Below are 21,094 nucleotides of genomic sequence, written 5' to 3' on the forward strand. Positions count from 1 at the left end.
TACCGAGAGCAGGAAGAACATGGCGGAGCTGACGATCTCCTCCGACGAGATCCGTAGTGCGATTGCGAACTACACCTCGAGCTACTCCGCGGAGGCCTCCCGTGAGGAGGTCGGCGTGGTCATTTCGGCAGCTGACGGTATTGCGCAGGTTTCTGGCCTGCCGTCCGTTATGGCGAATGAGCTGCTCGAGTTCCCAGGCGGCGTGATTGGCGTCGCACAGAACCTTGACACTAACTCGATCGGTGTCGTGGTCCTGGGCAACTTCGAGTCCCTCAAGGAGGGCGACGAGGTTAAGAGGACCGGCGAGGTTCTCTCCATCCCAGTGGGCGAGGAATTCCTCGGCCGCGTAATTAACCCATTGGGTCAGCCGATCGACGGCCTAGGCCCAATCAACGCTGAAGAGGAGCGCGTCCTCGAGCTGCAGGCACCATCCGTGCTGCAGCGCCAGCCGGTTGAAGAGCCAATGCAGACCGGCATCAAGGCTATCGACGCAATGACCCCGATCGGCCGCGGCCAGCGCCAGCTGGTCATTGGTGACCGTAAGACCGGTAAGACCGCGGTCTGCATCGATACCATTTTGAACCAGAAGGCTAACTGGGAGTCCGGCGACAAGGACAAGCAGGTACGCTGCATCTACGTCGCCATCGGCCAGAAGGGCTCTACCATTGCTGGCGTGCGCCGCACCCTTGAGGAGCACGGCGCACTGGATTACACCACCATCGTGGCCGCACCGGCTTCCGATTCCGCCGGCTTCAAGTGGCTGGCACCGTTCTCCGGTGCAGCGCTGGGTCAGCACTGGATGTACCAGGGCAACCACGTCCTGGTTATCTACGATGATCTGACCAAGCAGGCTGAGGCCTACCGTGCCATTTCCTTGCTACTGCGCCGTCCGCCGGGACGCGAAGCATACCCAGGCGATGTGTTCTACCTGCACTCCCGCCTGCTGGAGCGTGCTGCAAAGCTTTCCGACGACATGGGTGCTGGCTCCATGACCGCCCTGCCGATCATCGAGACCAAGGCAAACGACGTCGGCGCCTTCATTCCGACCAACGTCATTTCCATTACTGACGGCCAGGTCTTCTTGGAGTCCGACCTGTTCAACCAGGGCGTTCGCCCGGCTATTAACGTCGGTGTTTCTGTCTCCCGTGTCGGTGGCGCTGCACAGACCAAGGGCATGAAGAAGGTCGCCGGTAACCTGCGTCTGGACCTGGCTTCCTACCGTGACCTGCAGGCCTTCGCGGCATTCGCATCTGACCTGGATGCTGCTTCCAAGGCTCAGTTGGAGCGCGGTTCCCGTCTGGTCGAGCTGCTGAAGCAGTCGGAGTCCTCCCCGCAGCCGGTGGAGTACCAGATGGTGTCCATCTACCTCGCCGAGGCTGGCATCTTCGACGTCGTTCCCGTTGAAGACGTCCGCCGCTTCGAGGATGAGGTGCACGAGTACCTCAATGCCAATACCCCAGAGGTCTTTGAGCAGATTTCCGGCGGCAAGCCGCTCACCGATGAGTCCAAGGACGCATTGGTTGCGGCAGCTAAGGACTTCCAGCCAACCTTCCGCACCTCCGAGGGCCACAACCTAGGCTCCGAGGCGCCGGTAGAGCCGTTGGATGAAAGCGACGTAAAGAACACCGAGCTCAACGTCTCCCGCAAGACGGCTAAGTAGAGTTCAGAACTCAAAACTAACCGTCTAGATTAAAGAAGGGAGGAGAAACGATGGCTACTCTTCGCGAACTACGTGACCGCATCCGGTCCGTCAATTCGACTAAGAAGATCACCAAGGCCCAGGAGCTCATTGCTACCTCGCGCATTACCAAGGCGCAGGCTAGGGTAGAGGCCTCACAGCCGTACGCGGCTGAGATGACCAGCATGATGAATAAGCTGGCTGCGGCTTCTACGTTGGAGCATGACATGCTGCGTGAGCGTGAAGACGGAAACGTCGCCGCCATCCTCGTGGTCACTTCTGACCGCGGTATGTGCGGCGGCTACAACAACAACGTCTTCAAGAAGGCGGCACAGCTGCAAACTCTCCTGGAAAGCAAGGGCTACGAGGTAGTTCGCTACGTTACCGGTAATAAGGGCATCGGCCACTACAAGTTCCGCGAGGACGAGGTAGTTGGCAGCTGGGGCGGTTTCTCTCAGGATCCAACCTGGGAGACCACCCACGATGTGCGCCGTCACTTGATTGATGGCTTTGTTGCTGGTTCACATGGCACTACCAAGGGCCGCGACGGCCTGCATGCGCAGGGTGAGGGCGCCGGTGTACGTGGCTTTGACCAGGTACACGTTGTCTATACCGAGTTTGAGTCCATGCTGACCCAGACTGCGCGTGCTCAGCAGCTGTTGCCAGTTCAGCCGGTTATTCAGGATGAGGAGTATCACCTCGGTGAATCCGCTCTGACTGACTCCGAGTCTGCGGACGATATCGCCGCAGGATTCGAGTTTGAGCCAGACGCAGATACGCTGATGGAAGCGCTGCTTCCGCAGTACGTCTCGCGTATCCTGTTTGCTATGTTCTTGGAAGCTTCTGCTTCCGAGTCCGCTGCACGCCGTACAGCTATGAAGTCTGCTACTGACAACGCAACCGAGATGGTCGAGGACCTCTCTCGCGTGGCTAACCAGGCCCGTCAGGCACAGATTACCCAGGAAATTTCAGAGATCGTCGGTGGCGCTGGCGCGCTATCTGACAGCGCAGAAAGTGACTAGATTATGACTACAGCTCTGCAAGAGCAGAATGCACAGTCTTCGGCAGTCGCCGGTCGTGTCGTGCGCGTCATCGGTCCGGTTGTGGACGTGGAATTCCCACGTGAGGCACTGCCGGCCCTGTACAACGCACTGCACGTCGACATTAAGCTCGAAGCTGTTGCAAAGACCGTCACCCTCGAGGTCGCTCAGCACCTCGGTGACAACCTTGTCCGTACCGTGTCCATGGCACCGACTGACGGCCTCGTCCGCGGTGCCGAGGTCATCGACTCCGGAAAACCAATTTCCGTCCCAGTCGGCGACGTCGTTAAGGGCCACGTCTTCAACGCCCTCGGTGACTGCCTCGACGAGCCGGGTCTCGGCCGCGATGGTGAGCAGTGGGGCATCCACCGCGAGCCGCCAGCGTTCGACCAGCTTGAGGGTAAGACCGAGATTCTGGAGACCGGCATTAAGGTCATTGACTTGCTGACCCCGTACGTTAAGGGTGGCAAGATTGGCCTCTTCGGCGGCGCAGGTGTGGGTAAGACCGTTCTCATTCAGGAGATGATTACCCGTATCGCCCGTGAGTTCTCCGGTACCTCCGTCTTCGCCGGCGTCGGCGAGCGTACCCGTGAGGGCACCGACCTCTTCTTGGAGATGGAAGAGATGGGCGTGCTGCAAGATACCGCACTTGTCTTCGGCCAGATGGATGAGCCGCCAGGAGTCCGTATGCGCGTGGCTCTGTCCGGCCTGACCATGGCGGAGTACTTCCGCGATGTGCAGAACCAGGACGTGCTGCTGTTCATCGACAACATCTTCCGTTTCACCCAGGCCGGCTCTGAGGTTTCGACCTTGCTGGGTCGTATGCCTTCCGCCGTGGGTTACCAGCCAACCCTGGCTGATGAGATGGGTGTTCTGCAGGAGCGCATTACCTCGACCAAGGGCCGTTCCATTACGTCCCTGCAGGCCGTTTACGTTCCTGCCGATGACTACACCGACCCGGCTCCGGCAACGACGTTCGCTCACCTGGACGCCACCACCGAGCTGGACCGTGCTATTGCTTCCAAGGGTATTTACCCAGCAGTGAACCCGCTGACCTCTACCTCTCGTATCCTCGAGCCGGGCATCGTTGGCGAGAAGCACTACGAGGTTGCACAGCGCGTCATCGGTATTCTGCAGAAGAACAAGGAACTCCAGGACATCATCGCCATCCTTGGTATGGACGAGCTGTCCGAGGAGGATAAGGTCACCGTTCAGCGTGCCCGCCGTATCGAGCGTTTCTTGGGCCAGAACTTCTTCGTCGCACAGAAGTTCACCGGCCTGCCGGGCTCTTACGTGCCGCTGTCTGAGACCATCGATGCCTTCGAGCGCATCTGCGATGGCGAGTTTGACCACTACCCAGAGCAGGCTTTCAACGGCTTGGGTGGCTTGGACGACGTCAAGGCTGCATACGAGAAGTTGAACGAGAAGTAGGGAGAGGCACATGGCTGACATCACCGCCGAATTGGTTTCTGTCGAGCGCCTGCTGTGGTCTGGACAGGCCTCCATGGTCACGGCTGAGACCACCGAGGGTGAGATCGGCGTGCTTCCCGGTCACGAGCCAATGATCGGTCAGCTGATCGATAATGGCGTGGTGACCATCCACCCAGTGGACGGCGAGCGCCGCGTCGCCGCCGTGCAGGGTGGTTTCCTCTCCGTTACCCAGGACAAGATTACCGTCCTCGCTGATTGGGCCATCTGGTCCGATGAGGTGGATGAGGAGAAGGCTCAGAAGGATGTCGCTTCTGAGCACGAGCTCACCAAGTCCCGTGGCGAGGCCGCACAGCGTGCAGTTCGCCGCGCCAAGGCTTAATACCTTGGATTGGTAGGAGAGGGCAGCAATAGCCGCCCTTCCTGCTCTCTTAAGGCGCATCGGTTTATAGCCGGTGCGCCTTCTTCGTTTTTTCTTTGCCTTTTCTTATTGGCGTGTAGGCCCTTCAAGGCGCTACAATCCAAAGAATCAGTTTCTCCACAGAGCGAGGATGGCGTGAAAGGCGCATGAATTCAACGGTGGTTGCAGTGCTTCTGTGGGCCCTTGCAGTGGCCCTGCTGCTAGTTATTTTTCTGGCTGCGCTTCGCTTTTTCACTGTGCGATCGCGCGGTACTTCAGTCCTCCTGCGCCGAGTTCCGGCTAAGAATTCCCTTTCCTGGCGCCATGGTTCGTTGCGCTATGAAGGCGAATTTGTGGAGTATTTCAAGCTCCGTTCTGTCTCTCCGCGCTGTGATCTGCGCATCAACCGCCTCGACATCGAAGTAGTGAGCACCCGCCCGCTTGATGATGACGAGGCTTCTTTTATGTCCGCTGCCACCGAGGTCGTTCGTTTTCGGGCCAAGGGGAAAGAATATGAGCTGGCGTCCGACGCACACGGCATCATGGCCTTCGGGGCGTGGGTAGAAGCCGCTCCATCAAAGCGCCAGCAGCGCTTTGACTTCCGGGAATTGCGCGAGCGCGCTACCCGTCAATCCAAGCGATAACTCCACCCGCTAGGGTAGAGAACATGCGTTTAGTAATCGCCCGATGCTCAGTAGATTACGTGGGCCGGTTGGATGCCCACCTGCCGATGGCAGACCGCCTGCTCATCGTCAAAGCGGACGGTTCCGTGTCCGTGCATGCCGACGACCGCGCTTATAAGCCGCTCAACTGGATGACACCCCCGTGCACCCTGAAGGAGTCAGCGATTGAAGACCTCGACGGGGAAGACACCGGCGAAATTTTGTGGCTGGTGGAAAACCCCAAGGGCGAGCAGTTGCGTATCACCATTGCTGAGATTCATGAAGAAATCTCCTATGACATGGGCGAGGATCCAGGCCTAGTCAAGGATGGCGTCGAAGCTCACCTACAAGAGCTCTTGGCGGACCAGATTGATACCTTGGGCGAGCGCTACACCTTGGTGCGCCGCGAATATCCTACAGCCATCGGTCCTGTGGACATCATGGCGAAGGATGAGAACAATAATAACGTCGCCATCGAGGTAAAGCGCCGCGGTGGCATTGATGGCGTAGAACAGTTGACACGGTATCTAGAGCTGCTTAACCGCGATGAGCTTCTCGCCCCTGTGTCCGGTGTATTTGCGGCCCAGGAAATCAAGCCGCAAGCTCGTACCTTGGCTGAGGACCGCGGCATTCGGTGCGTCGTACTGGATTACCAAGAGCTGCGTGGGCTTGAGTCTAATGAATTGCGGCTGTTCTAATGCCACGGCGAAATAGGCGTAAACCCTTAGAAGTTCGATCCCTACCTAAGGACGGCTCAACCTTCCTGGGCTCGCAAACGGTCGAGGGACCAAGCTGGACGCACGGCGAACCCTACGTCATGCGGCATATCGGTTCTGCTCGCGCTCAGAAGTACTACTTGTGCCCTGGCTGTAACCAAAACATTCCGCCCGGGGTGGCGCACATCGTCGCCTGGCCGCGGGACGTGGGCCGCCAAGGCGACGATCGCCGGCATTGGCACCGCCACTGCTGGGAGCGTAGGTAGACTAGCGGGCATGATTGTTGCATTTTCTGTAGCCCCTGCGGTGGTCAATAATGACTCCCAAGAAATGGCCGATGCCGTGTCCGAGGCTGTGCGCGTGGTCCGCGAATCCGGCCTGCCCAACGAGACTAATGCCATGTTCACCTTGCTAGAAGGCGAATGGGACGAGGTCTTTGACACGATTAAAAAAGCCACTGATGCAGTGCGTGAAGTTTCCCCACGCACTTCTTTGGTGGTCAAGGCCGATATTCGCGAAGGCGTAACTAATCAGCTAACGGACAAAGTAGATGCGGTTAACCGCCGCCTTGCAAAGGAGGACTAGATGACTTCACCAAATAATGCTTATGTAGGAGGAGCGCTCGACCTCAGCCAGGTCAAGGCGCGAGCCGAGGCTCGGCAGAAGGCGCAGGAATCGCCGCAGACAAGTGCCGGCGGCGTCCAGCCGTTCTTCACGGTGACCGAGGCCAACTTCGAGCAAGATGTGGTTCGCCGGTCTACGGAAGTTCCGGTCGTGGTCCTCATCGGTACTGCTCGCTCTACCCAGTCGGAGCAGTTGAAGACTGACCTTGCGGATTTGGCCACGCAAGGAAACTTGAGCTTCTTGGTTGCTTACGTGGATGCGGATGCTACTCCGCAGGTTGCGCAGGCCTTTGGTGTTAAGAATCTGCCGACAGTCGTGGCCTTGGGTGCTGGGCAGCCTCTGACGAACTTTGAGGGTGCGCAACCCAAAGACGCCCTAAAGCAATGGGTCGATACCCTGGTGCAAAATGTTGGACCACAGCTGAAGGGCCTGCAAGGCAATGAGGCATCGGAACAGCCACAAGAGGAAGAAGAGGATCCGCGTCTCCAGGAAGCAGAAAGCTTCTTGAACGCCGGCGACTTTGATGGCGCTCTCAACGTCTACAACTCCATCTTGGAATCCGAGCCCGATAATGTGCAGATCAAACAGGCGCGCGACACCACAGTCTTGCTCCAGCGCCTCGATCCTGCCAACCAGACCGAGGACCCGATTGCGGCCGCGGAAGGGGATAAAGGGGACGTCGATAAGCAAATGCGAGCTGCCGACGCCGAGGTGGTAGCCGGAGCCCCAGAAAAGGCCTTTGATCGCCTCATCGAGACTATGAAGACAACGGCCGGCGATGACAAGTCCCGCCTACGCGAGCGCCTGCTGGAGCTCTTCGGACTCTTTGAGGGGAATGACCCGCGCGTGATGGAAGCTCGCACCAAGCTGGCGAGCGCCCTGTACTAGATGAAGGAACGAAAGCATGACCTCAGTGTTGTTCCTGTGTAATACAAATCGCGGAAAGTCGCAGATGGCTGCGGCGCTAGCCGCCAAGCATGCGCCTGACTGGGATATTTACTCGGCTGGGGTGCAAACTACCCCGGAGCATACCCAGCAGGGCATCAATCAAGAAGCCAAAGCTTCCCTCGCTAAGGTGGGCGCAGAAATGTCTGGTAGCCCTGCTCTAGTGGATCCCCACCTGGCTGCCGCTGTCGACCACGTCATCGTAGTAGGTGATGCGAAATATGAGGGGCCAGCGCAGCGGTGGGACATCGAGGATCCTTCGCTGCGTGGTTTGGAGGGCGAAGAGCGCATGGACGCGTTGCGCGATGACATAGATGCTCGCGTAGCTGAGTTCGTGCGCGCCCAGCGATAACTCTCTATCCTTCCAGCACGTACCACTGCACGGAATTGGCCGGCAGATGCAGCGTCGTGGAGTTGTTCTCCACGCGGATGCGCTGGGGAAGTGGGTTCCCAGCGCCTTCGTAGACGGCGTCATCGGTGTTGAGCACCATCTGCCATTCGCCGTCCTGTGGAACCCAGAGGCCATAGTTGGGGACGGAAGAGCCAGAAAGGTTGCACACGGCGAGCAGAGCAGAGCCGTCTGCACCGTAGCGGACGTAGCCTAGGACGTTATTGGTCGAGTCATCTGCCTTGACCCATTGGAAGCCATCCTGGTGGAAATCCTGGCTCCACAGTGCTGGGGTATCGCGGTAGACGAGGTTGATATCCCTTACGAGGCGCTTGATGCCCAGGTGCCATTCGCTACCCCAACCGTCGAGGTTGCCCCAGTCCACGGAATACCCCTCGGCCCACTCGGTAGTCTGGCCAAATTCCTGGCCCATGAAGAGCAGGTTCTTGCCGGGGTGGGAGAACATGTAGCCATAGAGGGCGCGGAGGCCGGCGGCCTTATTCCAGTCGTCGCCAGGCATGCGCTCCCACAGCGAGCCTTTGCCGTGCACAACTTCGTCGTGGCTAAACGGTAGGACATAGCGCTCGGAGTAAGCATAGACCATGGAGAAGGTGAGCTCGCCGTGGTGATAGGAACGGTGAATGGGCTCGTGCTTGAAGTACTCCAAGGTGTCATTCATCCAGCCCATATTCCATTTCAGGGAAAAGCCTAGGCCGTTTTCAGAGGTAGGGGCGGTAACTCCCGGCCAGGAAGTGGATTCCTCGGCAATGGTGAGTACGCCTGGATGCGTGCGGTTGAGGGTGGCGTTGGTTTCCTGCAGGAATTGCACGGCCTCGAGATTCTCGCGCCCGCCATATTGGTTGGGCAGCCACTCATCGCGGGAGTAATCGAGGTAGAGCATGGAAGCCACGGCGTCTACGCGCAGGCCGTCGATGTGGAATTCTTCGGCCCAGTATAGGGCGTTGGCCACGAGGAAATTGCGGACCTCATTGCGGCCGAAGTCAAAGACATAGGTCCCCCAATCGGCCTGCTCGCCGCGGCGGGGATCGGGGTGCTCGTAGAGAGCCTGGCCGTCAAAGCGACCCAGGGCCCAATCATCCTTGGGGAAGTGTGCTGGCACCCAGTCCACGATGACGCCGATGCCATTCTCGTGCAGGGCATTGACCAGCTCTCGGAATTCATCCGGCGAGCCCCAACGCGCAGACGGCGAGTAGTAGCCAGAGACTTGGTATCCCCAGGACCCGCCGAAAGGATGCTCGGCCACGGGCAAGAGCTCGACGTGGGTGAAACCGTGCTCCTTAAGGTATGGGATGAGATCCTCGCGCAAGCGGTTGTAGTTGGCGCCGATCTTCCACGAGCCGACGTGCACCTCATAGATGCTCATGGGCACATCGAGGTTGCCGGTACGCTTGTCCATCCAGGCGGAATCGGACCAGGCGAAACTGGTGGAATCCACGATAGAGTCCGTCTCCGGCGGGCAGGCGGTGCGCTTGGCTAGGGGATCGGCCTTGTCCTTGCGGCCCTCGTGGCTAAAGATGGCGAACTTATAGTGCTCGCCAGCACCGATACTGGGAACAAAGACCTCCCACACGCCGGTAGAGCCGAGTGAACGCATCGGATAGTGGGTGGGGTTCCAGCCACAGAAATCGCCTACTACGGCAACGCCCTGGGCATTGGGCGCCCACACGGCAAAGGAGACGCCGGAAACGGTACCCATTTCGGTGTCATAAGAGCGCAGGTTGGCGCCGAGGACATCCCAGAGGCGCTCGTGGCGGCCTTCCCCAATCAGGTGCAGATCCAGCGAGCCCACCGTGGGAAGGAAGTGATAGCCGTCTGCCACAGTGCGAGTAGGCGCCTCCGGATAGGAGATTTCTAGGCGGTAATCACAGTTATCGCCTACCTCTGCTTCCCAAATATCATCGCCTACCAAGTCCATGGAAATGGATTGGGTGGGGGTGTGAATGTGTACTGCCGTGGCGCCAGGCTGGCGGGTGCGTACGATGCCTTCGTGCCAACCATAAAAGCCGTGTGGGTCATGGTGGCGGCAGTCGTTTATGCGGGCGAGGTCAGCGGCCGGGATAGTCATACAATCAGAGTACCTAGTTCGAGTGCGGTCCGGTGGGCGAATATTTACGGGCGGTAGTCGGTGACCTCGCGCCAGGTGAGCTGTTCCTGGAGGGCGTGGTCGGCAGGGGGAAGGACAAAGACATGGGCGACGTCGCGAAGCGGCTCTAAGCGCACAAAGTTGCGCTCGGACCAGTGGTAGGCAGCGCCGGTAATCGTGTCCTGGACGGTATAGGACTCGCCGGGGTGGCGGCCGATAGCCTGCATATCTACCGTGACGGTGGCTTCCTGTGCATTGCGCGGATCCAGGTTGACCACAACGAGGACTACATTGCCGGAGGCTGGATCCGCCTTCGAATAGGCAATTATGGCTTCATTGTCGGTGTCATGGAACCGCAGGGTGCGCAGTTGCTGCAATGCAGGATTATCGCGGCGGATCTGGTTGAGCAGCCGGATATAGGACTCGAGGGAATCTCCTGACGCAGCCGCCGCCGCAAAATCGCGCGGGCGCAGTTCGTACTTCTCAGAGTCGAGATATTCCTCGGAGCCTGGGGCTACCGGGGTGTGCTCGTAGAGTTCAAAGCCGGAGTACACGCCCCATAGAGGCGACATGGTGGCGGCTAGGACAGCGCGAATGGCGAACATGGCACGCCCGCCGGTCTGCAGGGACTCGTGCAGGATATCCGGAGTATTAACAAAGAGGTTGGGGCGGCAGATATCTGCTTGGTCGACGTGCATCCGGCCAAACTGGGTGAGTTCTTGTTTAGAGGTCTGCCAGGTGAAGTAGGTATAGGACTGGGAGAAACCCGCCTTCGCTAGACCGAAGAGGCGAGGCGCGCGGGTAAAGGCCTCCGCCAAGAAGATGACATCCGGATGGGTGGCATGTACGCGGGTAATCAGCCAGTTCCAAAAGTTTGCCGGCTTGGTGTGCGGGTTATCCACGCGGAATGTACTCACACCGGCTTCCACCCAAATCATCAAGGTCTCATAGATCTCGTGGTAGATGGCTTCAGGAGCGTTATCGAAGTTAAGCGGATAAATATCCTGATACTTCTTCGGCGGGTTCTCGGCGTAGGCGATGGAGCCATCCGGAAGAACGGTGAAAAATTCTGGGTGGCTGCTAGCCCATGGATGATCGGGCGATGCCTGAAGTGCGAAATCAAGCGCTACCTCCAGGCCGAGTTCCTGGGCGCGGGAGACGAGTTTTTGGAAATCCTCCATCGTGCCCAGGTCCGGATGGGTGGTGGAGTGCTCCTGGATGGCCCAGGGGCTTCCCACATCGCCGGGCTCGGCCACGACCGAATTATTCTTTCCCTTGCGGTGTACCTTGCCGATGGGATGGATGGGCGGAAAGTACACCGTATCGAAGCCCATATCGGCCACCCGCTCCAGTGCCTTGGCAGTGGTGTCAAAAGTGCCGTGGACTGGATTTCCCTCTTTATCCCAGCCTCCCGTGGAGCGGGGAAAAAGCTCATACCACGAGTTATAGAGTGCGGCCCGGCGCTCCACATATACCTCGTGGATTGCGCCCTCCACCAGCAGGTCGCGCAGGGGATGCGAGTGCAGAATGCCTGCTACTTCCTCCGAGAGTGCTACCTGCACGCGCTTATCGACGTCCAAGGACTCATCCTCCAAGTCCCGAGCGGCCGCAAAGAGCGGTTCCACCACATCCGACGGGGTTTGCAGAGCCGCGCGAGAAAACAACTCGGCGCCATGCTGCAGGTCATTGGCCAGCTCAGCAGCGGATTGCCCAGCCGCCATTTTCTTGGTTACCGCGTTCTTCCACGTGGCGATGGGATCGGACCAGGCATCGACGCGGAAGTACCAGGTGCCTTGGGTGCCCGGGGTAAATACGCCGTGTACGCGATCCTGGTCATCGGGATCAACTTGCATAGTGACGGAGGAGGTAGCCGTGGTCCGTGCCGCCCACGCAGACAGGGTTGCCGAGACCGCATCGTGACCCTCGCGCCAGACGAGGGCGGTGACAGGAATTACCTCGCCTACAACGGCTTTGGAGGCTACAGAACCGGCGGAGATAAGCGGGCGGACATCGTCAATACCAAGGCGAGTAGTCATGCCCATAAGACTAATGCAGCTGTGTCAATTTCACCGGGCAAAGAACAAATCAGTCACAATGGAAGGCGTGAACGACGTAACTCCCACTGATCAAGATTGGCTCGTAGATTTTCGCGGCGTCGAGCTGCGCCGCGGCGGCAAGACCCTCGTCGGACCCGTGGACTGGCAAGTAGAGCTCGATGAGCGCTGGGTCATTATTGGCCCCAATGGCGCGGGCAAGACCTCGCTGGTGCGCATGGCCGCGGCCGAAGAGTTCCCCTCGAAAGGCACCGCCTTTTTGATGGGGGAGCAAATCGGCAAAACCGACATGCGCGATCTGCGTGCACTTATAGGCATCTCTTCCGCGGCGGTGCAATCGCGCATCCCGGACACTGAGCGAGTAGACGATCTAGTTGTCTCCGCAGGTTACGCTGTGCTGGGCCGCTGGCGGGAAGAATACCAGGACATGGATTTCTCCCGCGCGGATGACATCTTGGCCCAAGTTGGGGCCACCCACCTCAAAGAGCGCACCTGGGGAACCCTGTCTGAGGGAGAAAAGAAGCGCGTCGTCCTCGCTCGCGCACTCATGTCTAACCCAGAGTTGCTCATCCTCGATGAGCCGTCCGCAGGAATGGACCTGGGAGGCCGCGAAGACCTCGTGGGATACCTTGGCAATCTAGCCATGGATCCCGATGCCCCAGCGATAGTCATGATCACCCACCACGTGGAGGAGATCCCCTATGGCTTCACCCACGCCATGCTATTGGATGAGGGTAAGGTTGTGGCAAAAGGACTGATTAATTCCGTCCTCACCTCCGAAAATCTGACTCGCGCTTTCCACCAGCCCATTCAGGTGGACCGCATTGGACAGCGATACTTCGCCCGCCGAGCTTCTCTATGACCAATCCTTTTCATGACCGTCTCGATGCCATTGACGCCAGCGATACCACCGGCTTCCACGGTGGGCGCCTGGCGGCAACCGTCCTGCTCCTGCGGGACGGCGCTGATGGTCTTGAAGTGTGGGTACAAGAGCGCGCCCACACCATGCACAACTACCCGGGGCATTCAGTATTTCCGGGCGGCGGTGTAGACCCACGTGACTTTCCGCCGCGTTCCTGGGACTCGGGCGAGCTGTGGGCCGGAAAGTCTGTCATCTCCATGGCGCGCCGGATGGGGGTGACCAAGTACAAGGCCCACGCCCTTGTTTTCGCCGCTGCCCGCGAGCTCTTCGAAGAGGCCGGCACCCTTTTCGCCATCCGCGAGGACGGCATTGTCTCCAATGCGCGGCGCTATCACAAAGAGCGAAAACTACTAGAAAACCACACCATTTCCTTTACCGAATTCCTTAGCAATAACGGAATGCGCGTCGACGCCGATATGCTCCTTCCTTGGGCGCGCTGGGTAGGAAAGGGGAAAAGCCATTGGTTCGACACCTTCTTCTTCGTTGGGGTGTTGCCCTCCGGCCAAGAACCCGATGGGGATACCGATGAAGCAGACGATGCCGGATGGTTCTCCCCGCAGCTCATCCTGGACGGCTGGCGCGCCGGGCTGGTGCGCCTTGTCATCCCCACGTGGGCACAGATGCAAAGGCTGAGCAACTATTCCTCCGTACAAGAGGTCCTAGAGGACGCGTCCTTTTCGGACCTGCGCCCCGTCATTGGGGATCCACGCGAAGATCCCCGTTACCGCGAATTCTTTTCCACCACCCCTTTAGACCGAATATGAGTTATACCCCCGCAGAAGTCGACTTCCTTGCCGAACATCAAGAGGAAATAGCACACCTCGACCTCACCTTAACCAAGGCTTCTCGGCTCAAAAACACCGAAATCCTCAAAGCTAAGTTCGGTGAGTATGGCCGCGCGGTCATGGAGCTGGTAACCGCCCGCAGTTCCGGAAAGCTCCCGCCCGATTGGCTTATGGACGCAGACTCTGCCCAGCAAGCAACCCCCATCGAAGTGGCGGCGTATCGGACGAAATTCCTTGCCGAGCAGGGGGTGCGCAGCGTCCACGACGTCACCTGTTCCATCGGCACCGAAGGCTATAATTCTCCGCTCGACTACATTGGCTCAGACCTGGATGAATCACGGGTAAGAATGGCGAGGCATAACCTCTCTTCCGCCAAAATTTTCCGCGCGGATGCGCTGACGACTACTACCACTGCCGATGTTCTCCTTGCGGACCCAGCCCGCCGCGCCGGTGGCAGGCGAATCACGCGGCCGGAGGATTTGGTGCCACCGCTCCCGGAGGTCGTCGATAAGCATCGCGACAAAGAACTGGCCATCAAGTGCGCTCCTGGCCTTGATTTTAGCGAGTGGGACGGCCTCGTCACGGTCGCGAGCGTCGATGGTGGGGTAAAAGAAGCCTGCCTTTATACCCCAGGCCTTGGCAGCGGCCGAAGAGCGGTAATGATTCGAGGAAACAAGCTGGATGTCCTCGACGACCACGCAGGCAACCTACCCGATGCTGGAGACATTGGCAGTTACCTCATCGACCCGGATGGGGCCATCGTTCGAGCGGGATTGGTCCAGCACTACGCGGCCAGGGAAGGGCTGCATCAAATCGATCCACGCATCGCATACCTGACAGGAGAGAGGATTCCGGCGGGGACTTCGGGATTTCCATTCATAGAAAAAGTACCCCTAAAGAGATTAAAATCCGTACTTAAATCCTATGATGCGGGAAGCCTAGAAATCCTTGTACGCGGGGTAGAAGTGGACCCTGACCAGCTGCGGAAGAAGATGAAGCTGAAGGGAAAGAAACCATTTGCGGTCATCATTACGCGAATTGGCTCACAGGGAATCGCCTTGCTGTGTCAACCCCGAGTATCATCGTCCGAGGATAATTACGCAACATAAATATATCGGAAAGGTGAGTGCCCAATGCCAACTATCGTGGCTCTGGTCAAACACGTGCCGGATACGTGGTCTACCAAGTCTCTGAACGATGACCACACCCTGGATCGCACCTCCGTGGATAACGTCATTGATGAGGTTAATGAGTACTCCGTGGAACAAGCCCTGCGACTGCGCGACAATAACCCCGATGCGGGCTACAAAGTCGTAGCACTGACGATGGGGCCGGCCCAGGCCGACGAGGCACTGCGTAAGGCTTTGGCTATGGGCGCCGACGATGCCGTGCTCGTCTCCGATGATTCCTTGGCCGGAGCGGACGCGCTATCGACCGCTTGGACCCTCAATGCCGCGCTCAATCAGCTTGACGACGTCCAGCTGATCACCGCCGGCACCGAAGCTTCCGACGCCTCCACCGGCCTGCTTGCCGGCCTGCTCGCCGAATACCGCCAGCTGCCGGCCCTTACCGGCCTGCACAAGGTAGAGCTAGCTGACGGCACCCTGCAGGGCACCCGCGATGATGCGCGCGGCACCTGGGAACTTGAGGCGTCGCTGCCAGCGATCGTTACGGTGAACGATAAGAGCGACAAGCCACGATTCCCCAACTTCAAGGGTCTTATGGCAGCTAAGAAGGCGGAAATCACCACCTTCACCCTGGCTGACCTGGGCATCGAGGCCATCGCGCCGACAACCTCCGTGTCGGCCGCTGAGAAGCGCCCACCGCGCACCGCTGGCGAAGTTATTTCGGAGCCCAACCCGCAAGATGCAGCGAAGAAGATCGCTGACTTCCTGTCCGCAAAGAACTTGATTTAGGAGTAGATATGTCGCACGTTTACGTACTAGTTGAGCACGACGCGGACAACCTCCTTCCCGTTACCGGCGAGCTGATTACGGCCGCACGGGAATTGGGTACGGTGTCCGCAGTGGTCGTCGACAAGCAGGCCGATAAGTTCGACGCCGACCTTGCCGCCCTCGGTGCCGCACAGGTGGTTCAGGCAACGGCCGAGGATTATGAACAGCGTTTCCTTACCCCGGAGGTTGATGCCCTGCATGCGCTTGGCGCTGCGAACCCAGCGCCCATCGTGCTGGCTGCAACTCCGGCCAATAACGAGATTGCCGGCCGACTTGCGGCTCGCCTCGCCTCTGGCGCACTGGTCAATGTTAGTGGCATCGCCGCTGATGGCTCCGCCCAGATGAGCATTTTCGGTGGTTCCTATGAGACCACCTCTACTGCCGCTGGCCAGTGCCCGATCTACACCCTTCGACCGGGTGCGGTTGAGGCTGCACCACAGCAGGTGGAGGCGCAGCCGGCGCCGATGCCGTTGCCGGCCGCCACGGGCAAAGATGTCAAGGTAGCCTCCTTTACTCCGGCCCAGAAGTCCGCACGACCAGAAATTACCGAGGCCAAGGCAGTCGTCGCCGGCGGACGTGGCGTGGGCGACGAGTTCGGTGCCGTCGTCGAGCCGCTTGCCGACGCCCTCAGGGCCGCAGTCGGCGCCACCCGCGACGCCGTCGATGAAGGCTTTTATGACGCCGCGTATCAGATCGGCCAGACCGGTGTTACCGTCTCGCCCGACCTCTACATCGGCTTGGGTATCTCTGGCGCTATCCAGCACACCTCTGGCATGCAGACTTCCGGCACCATTGTGGTGGTCAACCAAGACCAGGATGAGCCGTTCTTCCAGATCGCTGATCTCGGCGTCGTGGGCGACCTGCATGAAATCGCACCAGCCCTGACCGAGGAACTGAAGGCGCGCCAGTAATGCCGTACTACTTTGACTATGCCGCTACCCAGCCGATGCGCCAGAGCGCGATTGACGCGTGGGTGGCGGCGGCCGGCTCCGTCAACTCCGGCGCGCAGTATGGTTCTGGCCGCAAGGCGCGGTCCGTGCTGGATGATGCCCGTGAAAAGGTGGCTTCCCTCCTCGGCTGCGAGCCCATCGAAGTCATCTTTACCTCTTCTGGCACCGAGGCGGACAATATCGCCATTCAGGGTCTCTACGCGGCTGGGCAAACAAACCGCATTATTTCTACCGATATTGAGCACCCGGCCGTGCGCGATACCGTCTCTAAGCTGGAGAAAACAGGAGCAGCTGTCGATATCCTTCCCGTCGACCGTTCCGGGCACATTGCAGGTCTATCGGCCCTAGACACGCTTGCCGACGTCGCTACCTGCATGTGGGCCAACAACGAAACCGGCGCCATTCAGCCCATCGAAGAGATAGCCACACGTGCGAATGCGACAGGCACACCCGTGCACGTGGATGCGGTGCAGGCCGTGGGCAAAGTTCCCATCAATTTTTCTGATCTAGGGATCGCCAGCCTCGCCGCCAGCGCCCACAAGTTCGGCGGCCCCCGCGGCATCGGTTTGCTTTTGGCCAAGCGCAGTCCTGCGCCCCAGCCGATTGCCTACGGCGGTGGCCAAGAACGGGGCATCCGCCCTGGCACCGTGGACGTGGCGGGCGCTTCCGGTTTAGCTGCGGCGTTGGAGGAATCCGTCTCTGAAATCACCACCCAGGGTGAGCGAATTGCTGCTCTCCGCAATAAGCTGCGCGACGGAATTCTCGCCACCATCGACGACGTAGTGGTCAACTCAGCCGAGCCGTGCTTGCCTTCCCACCTGCACGTCTCATTTCCCGGTGCTGATGGCGATAGCCTCATCATGCTGCTGGATTCCTTGCAGATCGAGGCCTCTACCGGCAGTGCTTGCAGCGCTGGCGTAAACCGCATGTCTCATGTGCTCGAGGCAATGGGCGTAAGTGAGGCGGAAGGAATCGGTTCCCTGCGTTTTACTCTCGGTAGGCTTACTTCGGAAGAGGATGTTGACTACGTCTTGGCTCATCTTCCGGAGGTTATTTCACGAGCCCGTTCCGTCTAGCTATCATTCCTTTCTTTCGCCGCAGCTCGCCGGGCGGCGATAGCTTGGCCTACCGTTAGCGCCCAGTTCTTGTTCTTGGGCGCTAGCGGTCCTTGGGGCTCATCGTATTCCCAGCGGCCATCGTCAAAGAGCCATACTATGTCTCCAGTATGTGGATCCATGATGTAGAAGGCACCACCATCGGTTTTGATGTTGTGGTGATGCTGGCAGAGTGATGCCAAGTTGCTCCCCGCTGTTTTCCCTCCCTGTGCATGGTCAATCCGGTGGTCCTTTTGGCAGTTCTCTGCGGGGCGATTACAACCTGGCCAGCGGCACACGCCATCGCGGCCTTCCACGTAGGCGCCAACGAGCGGGGGAGTAACGTAGCTTTCGCTCTCCATCCTTTTTGCAAGGTCCATATCCCGCGTCTGGGTGGGGCGCAGACTGTCAGCGGTCTCAGGGCTTATCCATCCGAATCCCCGGATAAATGCGGGAGCAGCCTCCTGGTCATCGGCTCGGTACATATGAAGAACCACTTTTGCCCGCGACTCAATTTCGCCCAGAATCAACTTGGCTAGGGCTTCAGCTTTTGTGAGGTTATGCTCTTTGGCTGCCTTACTAACGTGTTCATCGATGGCTAGCATGGTAGCTTCATCGAATTCCACTGCTAGCCCAGCCTTCCCGCCGAAACTGTGGTAGGTGAAATAGGAGTCGTTCCCTGCATCAGGCTCTTTATCTTCATTGGGGTGTGGGTCCTCCACAGCGATGAGGCCGTTTAGTTTTCGCCGCAAATTCGTATTCGAAGGCAGTACCTGACCGGGCTTCGTGGGGGTCAGGTAATGTGCAAGCTCTTGGTCTATCCGCTCGAGAATTTCGGTCGGGATGTCGCCCAGCTTGCTAAGCACGGCGTCGATAGTAATAAGACGAGAGAAATCCAGGAAGTAACAGGTTTCCTGGAGCGCCTTTGTGAGTGGTAGCTCTGCGAGTCGATAAAGGGCCATTGTTATGTCTCGCGTGCGCCGCTCGCTTAAGCCCGTGCGGGTGGAAAGTGTGTGGCAAGATATGTCGAAATCTTCTTCTAGGTCTGGCTTCACCTCATTCCAGAATAGGTAATCTTGTTTTCTGATTTCTGTGGCTTTAACTGCAAGCGGATCGTTGGGGTCATTGACTATGTAGTAGGCGTCCAAGATGAAATCCCCCGATTTGTAGAACATGTGTGCTTAACTCCATGGTGAATATTTTAAGCCGTGCCCTGCCCCTTTGCAAGGGGTAGGGGCAAAAATATGTTCTAAAGGGACGTATCCCAAGAAGGGGTGAAATGGAGGTGAAGAAAATTATCTCAAGTGGTGCGTGTTAAAGATGTGACAGGAGTGAAGACGTTGCTAGACTCACGCGCATGACATCAAAGAAGGCACTCCGAAAGAGCATTACTGCGGTGGTCACCGTGGCTGCACTAGCCGTAAGTGGTACCGCCGTCGCCCAGGCGGTGAGCCTCGGTGCACCTAAGGGCATTGACGTTGCAGCGCACCAGCATCCAGGCGGTACACCTATCGATTGGTCAAAGGTGCGTACCGACGGTCAGTCCTTTGCATTCGTGAAGGCTACCGAGGGCGGTGATTGGGTAAACCCCCACTATGTAGAGGATATTCAGGCGGCTAATGCTGCTGGACTCAAGACCGGTGCATACCACTACGCACGTCCGGCGGGCGACGCCAAGACTCAGGCGGCCAACTTTGCCGCGCAGATCGCCCTTGCCCCGAATCAGACATTGCCTCCTGCACTTGATATCGAGGTGGCGGAAGGAAAGTCTGCGGCACAGCTGGAGCAATGGATTGAAGAATTTACTAGCGAGCTCAAGCGTCTTACCGGTCGCACACCCATGATCTACACCTACAAGTACTTCTGGATGGGGCAGATGAATAACTCCCAGAAGTTCTCGGATATGCCATTGTGGCTCGCGGCCTACCAGGATCAAGCGCCCGATGCCGTAGGCGGTTGGAACAAGCTATCCTTCTGGCAGCGCTCTGGCTCCGGCAAGGTAGCAGGCATTCCTACCGACGTCGACATGAACCTGTTTAATGGTTCTAAGCAGCAACTACAGTCCTTCAGCGACGGCAACTACGTGGACGTCGGCGGCGCGCTCGAGCAGCTGGTGGTGAGCGATGGGCTTGACTTGAGCTCCGATAGTACGCCGCTCATCGGTGCTATTTTGGCCCTGGCGGCGGGGCTGATTGCGATTCCGCAGCTTGCCGACGCCGCCGAAAAGTCCGGCCTCGATCCCCAAGCGGCGGAGGGCTTGGCCAGCTTCGTAAAGACTCTGCAAGACAAGGATGCCCTTCCAGTGGAGGACCTGGGCGATATGGCGAAGGGCAACTTCTCCGTCAGCGACCTAGCTATCCTGCTGGACAATGCCGGTCACGTGAACAACGTTAAGTCAGGCAACGTCTCCGAGTCGGAGGTATCGGAAGCTAAGAATGCCGCCAAGAACGCCGGCGCTGACGTACCCGATTTTGACGCGGGACAAGTAGCTACGCTGCTTAATCGCGTACTGCAGTAGCACCGGTGAAAAACGCGCGGGTCCAGGCCTCGTCTTTGTAATGGGCGGGCACTGCCCCGCCTAAGAGTGCCTTTGCCAGCTGGGCGGCTTCGACGGAGCCCTCGGCTGGCATTTCTGTATCTGAGGCTACCAGGATGATGTTCCCGTAGCGCCGACCCTTGAGCATCGGTGGGTCCGCGATGACGGCGAGGTGGTCAAAAACTCGATCGAGGCCCGCCAGCTCGCTCTTTGCCAGCTGTAGATCGGAATGGTCGCCGCAGTTGGCTACGTAGAGGCCACCCGGCGCCAGCGACTGCTTTGCAGCCTGAAAGAATTCCACGGTGGTGAGGTTGGCTGGTGTCTTGTCGCCAGCAAAGACATCGCGGATGATGATGTCGCGGCTGGACGGAAGGAACCCCTCGGTTTCTGTGCGGGCCTCGCCGGCACGGATTTTGACGGTGGGGGAACGCGGGACGTCGAAAAGCGTACGCACCAACTCGCCCAACTTGGCGTCGAGTTCGACCACCGTGTGGCGGCTGCCCGGAAGCTTGCTGGCAAAATAGCGCGGAAGGGAGCATCCCGCGCCGCCTAGGTGGGTCACGCGGAGCTTATTCGCTGGCCGAGTATTGAGGTGCTCAACCGCCGCCGCAATCCAGCGCATGTACTCAAACTCCAGCTCCTCCGGCTCACCGAGCACAATGTGGCTGCTCGGCACGCCATTAACGTTGAGAATATAGGCGCGGTCGCGAAACTCATCCGGCACAACCTCGGCTGTGCCGGTAGAAATATCGTAGGTGCCGGTAATTCCCGGATCGGTGGAAGCTCGCTTTCTGCCCATGTCACACAAGCTTA

At 58.8% G+C, this 21,094-nt stretch carries 21 protein-coding genes; 17 read left to right on the forward strand and 4 right to left on the reverse strand.

Annotated features, from left to right (window positions below; all coding sequences use genetic code 11):
* The first annotated feature begins 19 nt into the window (after positions 1-19).
* From atpA to RAE04_RS04160, 10 genes are all read left to right on the forward strand, one after another.
* Complete coding sequence (atpA, locus tag RAE04_RS04115; RefSeq protein WP_239205751.1) at positions 20-1,660, forward strand: F0F1 ATP synthase subunit alpha; 1,641 nt, start codon at positions 20-22, stop codon at positions 1,658-1,660.
* A gap of 50 nt (positions 1,661-1,710) precedes the next feature.
* Positions 1,711-2,700 carry a F0F1 ATP synthase subunit gamma gene (locus RAE04_RS04120; RefSeq protein WP_317026518.1) on the forward strand — a complete coding sequence of 330 codons (990 nt, stop codon included), beginning with the start codon at positions 1,711-1,713 and terminating at the stop codon, positions 2,698-2,700.
* A 3-nt stretch (positions 2,701-2,703) separates the two neighbouring features.
* Positions 2,704-4,149 (forward strand): F0F1 ATP synthase subunit beta, encoded by a 1,446-nt coding sequence (gene atpD / locus RAE04_RS04125; protein WP_005323378.1) that lies wholly within the window; start codon positions 2,704-2,706, stop codon positions 4,147-4,149.
* 10 nt (positions 4,150-4,159) lie between these two features.
* Positions 4,160-4,528 (forward strand): F0F1 ATP synthase subunit epsilon, encoded by a 369-nt coding sequence (locus RAE04_RS04130; protein WP_049378384.1) that lies wholly within the window; start codon positions 4,160-4,162, stop codon positions 4,526-4,528.
* A 185-nt stretch (positions 4,529-4,713) separates the two neighbouring features.
* Positions 4,714-5,190, forward strand: a complete 477-nt coding sequence (locus RAE04_RS04135; protein WP_005323376.1) for a DUF2550 domain-containing protein — start codon at positions 4,714-4,716, stop codon at positions 5,188-5,190.
* Positions 5,191-5,213: 23 nt separating this feature from the next.
* Complete coding sequence (gene nucS, locus RAE04_RS04140) at positions 5,214-5,906, forward strand: endonuclease NucS (protein ID WP_250410351.1); 693 nt, start codon at positions 5,214-5,216, stop codon at positions 5,904-5,906.
* On the forward strand, positions 5,906-6,190 hold the full coding sequence (locus RAE04_RS04145; protein WP_080970426.1) for a hypothetical protein: 285 nt from the start codon (positions 5,906-5,908) through the stop codon (positions 6,188-6,190). The genes nucS and RAE04_RS04145 overlap by 1 nt, the downstream gene beginning before the upstream one ends.
* Positions 6,191-6,200: 10 nt before the next feature.
* Positions 6,201-6,509, forward strand: coding sequence for a thiamine-binding protein (locus RAE04_RS04150; protein WP_317026519.1), 309 nt, complete (start codon positions 6,201-6,203; stop codon positions 6,507-6,509).
* Positions 6,510-7,436, forward strand: coding sequence for a tetratricopeptide repeat protein (locus RAE04_RS04155; RefSeq protein ID WP_317026520.1), 927 nt, complete (start codon positions 6,510-6,512; stop codon positions 7,434-7,436).
* A 16-nt stretch (positions 7,437-7,452) separates the two neighbouring features.
* Positions 7,453-7,845: a low molecular weight phosphatase family protein gene (locus RAE04_RS04160; protein ID WP_317026521.1), complete on the forward strand. Its 393-nt coding sequence runs from the start codon at positions 7,453-7,455 to the stop codon at positions 7,843-7,845.
* Positions 7,846-7,849: 4 nt separating this feature from the next.
* Here the strand turns inward: RAE04_RS04160 and glgB are convergent, their stop codons facing one another.
* Positions 7,850-9,967, reverse strand: coding sequence for a 1,4-alpha-glucan branching protein GlgB (glgB, locus tag RAE04_RS04165; protein ID WP_317026522.1), 2,118 nt, complete (start codon positions 9,965-9,967; stop codon positions 7,850-7,852).
* Positions 9,968-10,011: 44 nt separating this feature from the next.
* Complete coding sequence (locus RAE04_RS04170) at positions 10,012-12,021, reverse strand: maltotransferase domain-containing protein (RefSeq protein WP_317026523.1); 2,010 nt, start codon at positions 12,019-12,021, stop codon at positions 10,012-10,014.
* 58 nt (positions 12,022-12,079) lie between these two features.
* On the opposite strand from RAE04_RS04170, the gene RAE04_RS04175 reads away from it, so the two are divergent.
* Genes RAE04_RS04175 through RAE04_RS04200 form a run of 6 tightly spaced genes read left to right on the forward strand, consistent with a single transcriptional unit; the run spans position 12,080 to position 17,727 of the window.
* Entirely contained in the window at positions 12,080-12,901 is an 822-nt protein-coding gene (locus RAE04_RS04175; protein WP_005327654.1) for an ABC transporter ATP-binding protein, read from the forward strand.
* On the forward strand, positions 12,898-13,725 hold the full coding sequence (locus tag RAE04_RS04180) for an NUDIX domain-containing protein (RefSeq protein ID WP_317026524.1): 828 nt from the start codon (positions 12,898-12,900) through the stop codon (positions 13,723-13,725). The genes RAE04_RS04175 and RAE04_RS04180 overlap by 4 nt, the downstream gene beginning before the upstream one ends.
* Positions 13,722-14,855 carry a THUMP-like domain-containing protein gene (locus RAE04_RS04185; RefSeq protein ID WP_317026525.1) on the forward strand — a complete coding sequence of 378 codons (1,134 nt, stop codon included), beginning with the start codon at positions 13,722-13,724 and terminating at the stop codon, positions 14,853-14,855. Before RAE04_RS04180 ends, RAE04_RS04185 begins: the two co-directional genes overlap by 4 nt.
* A 24-nt stretch (positions 14,856-14,879) precedes the next feature.
* Positions 14,880-15,662, forward strand: a complete 783-nt coding sequence (locus tag RAE04_RS04190; protein ID WP_317026526.1) for an electron transfer flavoprotein subunit beta/FixA family protein — start codon at positions 14,880-14,882, stop codon at positions 15,660-15,662.
* A gap of 8 nt (positions 15,663-15,670) precedes the next feature.
* Positions 15,671-16,612 (forward strand): electron transfer flavoprotein subunit alpha/FixB family protein, encoded by a 942-nt coding sequence (locus RAE04_RS04195; RefSeq protein WP_317026527.1) that lies wholly within the window; start codon positions 15,671-15,673, stop codon positions 16,610-16,612.
* Positions 16,612-17,727, forward strand: coding sequence for a cysteine desulfurase family protein (locus RAE04_RS04200; RefSeq protein ID WP_317026528.1), 1,116 nt, complete (start codon positions 16,612-16,614; stop codon positions 17,725-17,727). The genes RAE04_RS04195 and RAE04_RS04200 overlap by 1 nt, the downstream gene beginning before the upstream one ends.
* Here the strand turns inward: RAE04_RS04200 and RAE04_RS04205 are convergent.
* A complete protein-coding gene (locus RAE04_RS04205; RefSeq protein WP_317026529.1) occupies positions 17,724-18,920 on the reverse strand; it encodes an HNH endonuclease signature motif containing protein in 1,197 nt (398 codons plus the stop codon). The genes RAE04_RS04200 and RAE04_RS04205 overlap by 4 nt on opposite strands.
* 182 nt (positions 18,921-19,102) lie before the next feature.
* Here RAE04_RS04205 and RAE04_RS04210 point away from each other — a divergent pair, with 182 nt between their 5' ends.
* A complete protein-coding gene (locus RAE04_RS04210) occupies positions 19,103-20,263 on the forward strand; it encodes a glycoside hydrolase family 25 protein (RefSeq protein WP_317026530.1) in 1,161 nt (386 codons plus the stop codon).
* Here the strand turns inward: RAE04_RS04210 and RAE04_RS04215 are convergent.
* Complete coding sequence (locus RAE04_RS04215; RefSeq protein WP_049378396.1) at positions 20,244-21,080, reverse strand: spermidine synthase; 837 nt, start codon at positions 21,078-21,080, stop codon at positions 20,244-20,246. The two genes, RAE04_RS04210 and RAE04_RS04215, sit on opposite strands and share 20 nt — an antisense overlap.
* Between the last annotated feature and the right edge of the window lie 14 nt (positions 21,081-21,094).

It is taken from the genome of Corynebacterium sp. CTNIH16 (assembly GCF_032821655.1).
Taxonomy (GTDB): Bacteria; Actinomycetota; Actinomycetes; order Mycobacteriales; family Mycobacteriaceae; genus Corynebacterium; species Corynebacterium marquesiae.